At 53.1% G+C, this 6,000-nt stretch carries 7 protein-coding genes; 3 read left to right on the top strand and 4 right to left on the bottom strand.

From position 1 onward, the window contains the following. Window positions 1–297 precede the first annotated feature (297 nt). Window positions 298–822, top strand: coding sequence for a hypothetical protein (locus tag ACO6EE_RS09565; RefSeq protein WP_485960788.1), 525 nt, complete (start codon window positions 298–300; stop codon window positions 820–822). A 263-nt stretch (window positions 823–1,085) separates the two neighbouring features. Here the strand turns inward: ACO6EE_RS09565 and ispH are convergent, their stop codons facing one another. Both ispH and lspA read right to left on the bottom strand, forming a co-directional pair. After that, window positions 1,086–2,018, bottom strand: coding sequence for a 4-hydroxy-3-methylbut-2-enyl diphosphate reductase (ispH, locus tag ACO6EE_RS09560; RefSeq protein ID WP_485960787.1), 933 nt, complete (start codon window positions 2,016–2,018; stop codon window positions 1,086–1,088). Between the two features lie 50 nt (window positions 2,019–2,068). Beyond that, complete coding sequence (gene lspA / locus ACO6EE_RS09555; RefSeq protein ID WP_485960786.1) at window positions 2,069–2,575, bottom strand: signal peptidase II; 507 nt, start codon at window positions 2,573–2,575, stop codon at window positions 2,069–2,071. A gap of 250 nt (window positions 2,576–2,825) precedes the next feature. Here lspA and ACO6EE_RS09550 point away from each other — a divergent pair, with 250 nt between their 5' ends. Together ACO6EE_RS09550 and ACO6EE_RS09545 are read left to right on the top strand one after the other, a co-directional pair. Beyond that, window positions 2,826–3,026, top strand: a complete 201-nt coding sequence (locus ACO6EE_RS09550) for a (2Fe-2S)-binding protein (protein ID WP_485960785.1) — start codon at window positions 2,826–2,828, stop codon at window positions 3,024–3,026. Between the two features lie 110 nt (window positions 3,027–3,136). Continuing rightward, window positions 3,137–3,640, top strand: coding sequence for a hemerythrin domain-containing protein (locus tag ACO6EE_RS09545; protein ID WP_485960784.1), 504 nt, complete (start codon window positions 3,137–3,139; stop codon window positions 3,638–3,640). A gap of 115 nt (window positions 3,641–3,755) precedes the next feature. Here ACO6EE_RS09545 and ACO6EE_RS09540 read toward each other — a convergent pair whose 3' ends face one another. Beyond that, window positions 3,756–3,905 carry a hypothetical protein gene (locus tag ACO6EE_RS09540; RefSeq protein ID WP_164726893.1) on the bottom strand — a complete coding sequence of 50 codons (150 nt, stop codon included), beginning with the start codon at window positions 3,903–3,905 and terminating at the stop codon, window positions 3,756–3,758. A gap of 49 nt (window positions 3,906–3,954) precedes the next feature. Continuing rightward, entirely contained in the window at window positions 3,955–5,979 is a 2,025-nt protein-coding gene (gene ftsH / locus ACO6EE_RS09535; protein WP_485960790.1) for an ATP-dependent zinc metalloprotease FtsH, read from the bottom strand. Window positions 5,980–6,000: the final 21 nt, after the last annotated feature.

The following is a 6,000-nucleotide window of genomic DNA, read 5'->3' as shown; positions in this document are numbered from 1 at the left end:
TTCATGTTTCAGTATTCTCCTGGAAATACTGTAAACAACGCTACGGGTTTCTACATTTTAGCTTTGCAGAAACTTTACAGCGTTTTCAGGTAGCCCTTTCCGTCGCACTCGCATCTCAACCATAAAAATTCACATATATAACAACAAATAACAATCAAAATAGCAATTAATCAAGCCAAATCTAATCCAATATCAAACTTTGGCACGCTTTATGCTTATTCACTATCGAAATTTCTTTTTCTACCTATCTAAACTATCCCAACAATTATTAGGACACTAAATACAATGGCTACAGCAGTGAGAAAATTATCCCGTAACAACAAATCCCGCAGCAAACGCAGCGGCAGTAGTGGCGGCGGCGCATCGCGCGCAGTCGGTCTGCTGCTGGCTCTGATTCTGGTGGGCGGCGGTGTTTATGCCTATATGAACCCGGAAATCATCGAGCAAGCAAAATCCATGGTCGGCTTGGCCGAGCCGGCCGCTGAAGGCGGTATGGGCGCAACTGCCCCGCAGGCACCTGCTGCCCCCACCATCACCGATCCGCAAGCCGTTGAGGCGCTGAATATGGCGAAGGTATGGGTGGAAACCCGCTTGGCCAAAGGCACTCGCTTAAATGAAATCAACGAAGCAATCGATGTGCCCGCCGGTCAGAAAGCATTCTGGCAGAGCATTACCCTCAGCCAAGGCGCGATTACCGCTATCCCGGCCGGCAGCACTGCCGATCGTGCGGTTCTCTTGCTGCCGATGCAATCGCAAGGCCAGTTGATTTGGGCTTGTGCCGGCGATATCCCACAGGCTATCGAAAGCATCTGCGCCCAGTAAAAGTTACTCTCTAGCTGTTCTTTTAGGCTGCTTGATTTTTCAGGTAGCCTGCTTTTTTCCTACATGCTTTGTATGGCTAAAGCTTAGTGGATTCCACTCCAATCAGCGCCAGGTGACGAGCCGCAAAGAGGCTGTGGTCTGCGCAAACAACACTGCACCGGTTTAAATCGAACCCTCCATGCCCTTTCCATACCAAACAAAAGGCTACCTGAAACTTTTCAGGTAGCCTTTTGCTATATCACTTGCTTTAAATCTGCCCCCGCTCACTCACGCAGCTCTTTGGGCAGCACAAACACAATACTCTCTTCTTCCCCTTCGCCTTCCCGCACCGTTTCAAAGCCCCAACTGTGCACGGTGTCCACCACCTCTTGCACCAGCACCTCCGGTGCGGAGGCTCCAGCCGTAATCCCTACTCGTTCTTTGCCGACAAACCATTCCTTTTTCAGGTAGCCTACATTGTCCACCATATAAGCATCCACGCCATGTTGTGCGGCCACTTCGCGCAAACGGTTGCTATTAGAAGAATTGGGCGAGCCCACCACCACCACCACATCGCTGGCTGCCGCCAGCTGCTTCACCGCCTCTTGGCGGTTAGTGGTGGCATAGCAAATGTCTTCCTTGTGTGGGCTACGGATATTGGGGAAACGCGCCCGCAGCGCATCGATGATTCCTTTGGTTTCATCAATCGACAGCGTGGTTTGGCTCACGTGCGCCAACTTATCTGGATTGCGTACTTCCAAATCAGCCACATCCGCCACTGTTTCCACCAACAGTATGCTGCCCGGCGGCAGCTGCCCCATGGTGCCCTCCACTTCCGGGTGGCCGGCATGGCCGATCATGATGATTTGATAGCCATGCCCATCCAAGCGCGCCACTTCGCGGTGCACCTTGGTAACCAGTGGGCAAGTAGCATCAAACACACGAAAACCGCGCTCCGCCGCTTCCTCCTGCACCGCCTTGGATACGCCGTGTGCCGAATAAATCAGCGTGGCGCCGGGCGGCACCTCCACCAATTCCTCCACAAAAATGGCTCCTTTGGCGCGCAAATTGTCTACCACGAACTTATTGTGCACCACTTCGTGCCGCACATAAATCGGCGCGCCAAACAGCTCCAATGCCCGCTCCACAATATTGATGGCACGGTCCACCCCCGCGCAAAAGCCGCGCGGATTGGCCAGCATAATGGTTTTCGCCATGTTTTTTCCTCTGAGTGTGGTTGGTCTAGCTATCACTGAAGCTGACGCTTTCAGGTAGCCTGATTACGCTTGCCATGACGGAAACCGTCAATTACGAACAATGCTGCGCCAATACAGATAAAACTATCGGCCACATTAAATGCCGGATAGTAGTGATTATTCCAATAAAACAACAAGAAATCGATGACATGGCCGTAGTTGATGCGGTCGATAACATTGCCGATAGCACCGCCGATAATCATCGCTGCCGCCACATCGCCCAAGCGGCCGAATTTCCCCGAACGGATACCCAATGCCAAATACAGCGTTACCACCGCTGCCAAGCCGGCAAACAGGTATTTCTGCCAGCCAGAAGCACCGGCCAAGAAACTAAACGCCGCACCCGGGTTGTACACATGCGTCAAATCGAAAAAACCCTCGATCACCGGCTCGCGCCAGTTATACACAATATGATCCAACACCCACAGCTTGCTCCACTGATCCAACACCACCACCAAAGCAGCCAGCAAAGCATACGGCCACAGCCGGAACCACGAAACTTCTTTCATATTCATCATTACCCAACAGATAAAAAAGTGGCCGCATTTTACTATAAAGCGCCAGTAGGCAGCGAAACTTATGCCCCAAGCCTGGTCGTGCAAACCGATGCACCACCATCAGGCTACCTGAAACCACTATTGCAACATAATTGCCCAACCTTCTCTTTTATTAAATAAAAAACCTATTGCCAGGCTAATTGGTTTCCATTACCATACACCAATAATACTGATTATCAATAGAACAACTATTTTCAAGGGGGGCGCACCCATGTTTGTTTGCGTTTGTAATGCCATTTCCGACCGCCAAATCAAAGAAACGGTTGCCGCTGGAGCCACCAGCCTTACCGACCTGCAAAACGCCTTGGGCGTGGCCACCTGCTGCGGCTGCTGCGCCGACTTGGCCGTTTCCTACCTAGGCAACCACAGTGAAAACCATCAGGCTGCTGCCGGCAAAAACAGCCTGCAATAGCTACCTTGCCGCCGCTGGGCTACCAGCCCGGCAAACCCTACCCACACATTGACACTGCTGCCGTATTACGGCAGCATTTTGCTTTTCAGGTAGCCTCAACAATACACATCATGGACTTATTCAATACCCGTTCCGTTACCTTCGAGCAGCCCACCGCCATGCTGCGCGCCTGCCACGGCAAAGTAAAACGCTTCTGCAGCCAGCTGCACGCCCTGCCCGACTATCTGCAACAGCACGGCTACAACACAGTAGTCGAACAAGCCGTTACCCAAATCCGTCACTATTTCAACGTAGCCGCCCCGCTGCACCACCAAGACGAAGAAGAAGATTTCTTTCCCCTGCTGCTGCAATACGCCCCCGAAGCCAAGGCGCTGATCCAAGAATTGGAAAGCGAACACCAATCCCTGCACAGCAGCTGGGATTTGCTCAACCAACACCTGGCCTCCCTCTCCAACGGCACACCGCTCAACCTCGAACTCATCGCCCGCTTCACTGCCGGCTACGACTTCCACATTCCGCGCGAAGAGCAGCTGTTCGACCTAGGCGACCAAAAAATTCCCGAAGCCGAACTGCACATCATCGGCAAGCGCATGGCCGCCAGGCGGCAAGGATAAGGGCTGAGTGCCGTTCGACAGTAAGATTAAAAAGGCTACCTGAAAATCCAGGCTTCGCAGACACGTGCAAAACCTGCTTTCAGGTAGCCTTCTTTGTCAAAAGAACCAATCAAACTTAGCCGCCACAAACGCCGCAGCAGCCGCTTTCGGTGGTCTCACCATTATTACTGTCGGCATTGTTAAGCACCTTCAGCTCGATGTCCTCCTGCACTTGTGGTGCATTGTTATCGGCAGCTTCAGGCTGAAGGTTTTCGTTTTGGCTCATTGCTTTTCCTTTCATCGGACGTGTGGGTAGAGAAATATACACCGTAATTTCAAGGCTGTTTGTCGGCAGCGGCCTCTTGCTGCTCCGCTTCCTCTGCAGTCTGCGTGTTCAACGGAGTGGCAATTTGATCTTGCTCGGCTACTTCATCTGCCAAAGCCAGAGCAGGTTCGCCAACTGGCTGATCGGTTTCACCCGCATCTGCTACCTCAGTATTGCCCGCATCAGCACCATTTTCGCCACGCACATTGTGGCTATAGTCTTTCGGTGGGCTGGGCTGCTTGCCTTCCATGATTTCCAGCACTTGATCGCGGTCGATGGTTTCCCATTCCATCAAGGCTTTGCACATGGTTTCCATCTTGTCGCGGTTTTCATCCAAAATTTTGTAGGCCACCGCATATTGCTCGTCCAAAATGCGGCGGATTTCGGCATCCACATCCTGCTGGGTTTTCTCAGAAATATGCTGCGAGCGGGTAATGCTGCGGCCAAGGAACACTTCGCCTTCATTTTCGGCATACACCATCACACCCATTTTTTCGCTCATGCCATAGCGCGTCACCATTTCGCGCGCTATCTGCGTGGCGCGTTCGAAATCGTTGGACGCGCCGGTGGAAATGCGGCCGACAAAAATATCTTCGGCAATGCGTCCGCCAAACAGGATGGCCAGCTGGCTGAGCATTTGGTCTTTATACATCGAAATGCGGTCGCGCTCCGGCAGCTGCCAGGTCAAGCCCAGCGCACGGCCGCGCGGCATAATGGTTACTTTATGCACCGGATCGGTAAACGGCAGGCTCTCGGCCACGATGGCATGGCCGGCTTCGTGATAAGCGGTGGCGCGTTTCTCGTCTTCGTGCATCACCATGCTGCGCCGCTCGGGGCCCATATAGATTTTGTCTTTGGCATCTTCAAAGTCGCTCTGATCGACTTTGATTTTATTGCGACGACCGGCAAACAGTGCAGCCTCATTCACCAAGTTGGCCAAATCCGCGCCGGAAAAACCGGGTGTGCCGCGCGCCAGCGATACCAAATCCACCGAAGCATCAAGTGGCACTCGTTTGGCGTGCACTTTCAAAATCTGCTCGCGACCGCGGATATCGGGCAGCGGCACCACCACTTGGCGGTCGAAACGGCCGGGGCGCTGCAAAGCCGGATCGAGCACGTCCGGTCGGTTGGTAGCGGCAATCACGATAACAGTCTGATTGCTTTCAAAACCATCCATCTCCACCAAGAGCTGGTTCAAGGTTTGTTCGCGTTCATCGTTGCCGCCGCCCAAACCGGCACCACGCTGGCGGCCCACGGCATCGATTTCATCGATAAAGATGATACAAGGCGCATTTTTCTTGGCCTGCTCAAACATATCGCGCACGCGGGAAGCACCCACGCCCACGAACATTTCCACAAAATCCGAGCCGGAGATGCTGAAAAACGGCACGCCTGCTTCGCCGGCAATCGCCTTGGCCAGCAAGGTCTTACCCGTACCCGGACTACCGGCCAGCAAAATTCCGCGCGGCACACGGCCGCCCAAACTCTGATAACGGTTCGGCGCTTGGAGATAGTCCACGATTTCCTGCACTTCTTCTTTCGCCTCGTCGCAACCGGCCACATCGGCAAAGGTTACGCGGTTGGCATCTTTATCCAGCAGCCGGGCACGGCTTTTACCGAAGGAAAACGCCCCGCCTTTGCCCCCGCCGCCGTTTTGCATACGCAAAAAGTAGAACCAAGCGCCAATCAGCAACAATACCGGCAACAGGCTGGTAAAGAAAATATTGCTCCACAGACCGGGCTTTTCTTCGGGAATGTAGCGGAAATCAACATTTTTATCCTGCAGCATCGTCAGGAGTTTGTCGTCCATCGGCGCATTGGTGTAGAACTTGGATTTGTCGGTGCGCTCGCCTTTGATCACATAACCACTCAGCAGCGTGCCTTCAATATCCACCTTGGCCACTTCGCCTTTGTTTACCTGCTGGATAAACTGCGAATAGTTGATTAGCTGTTTGTCTTCCCTCTTGCCTAGCAACGTTTGGGCCGAGGCAAGCAGCACCCCGGCCAGAAACAGCCAAACCAAAATCGTCCTCATGGTGTTACGCACGGTAACAAG

It is taken from the genome of Eikenella sp. (assembly GCF_057315495.1).
Note: the sequence above shows the minus strand (reverse complement) of the source record. Positions and strands in the feature narration are given on the sequence as shown.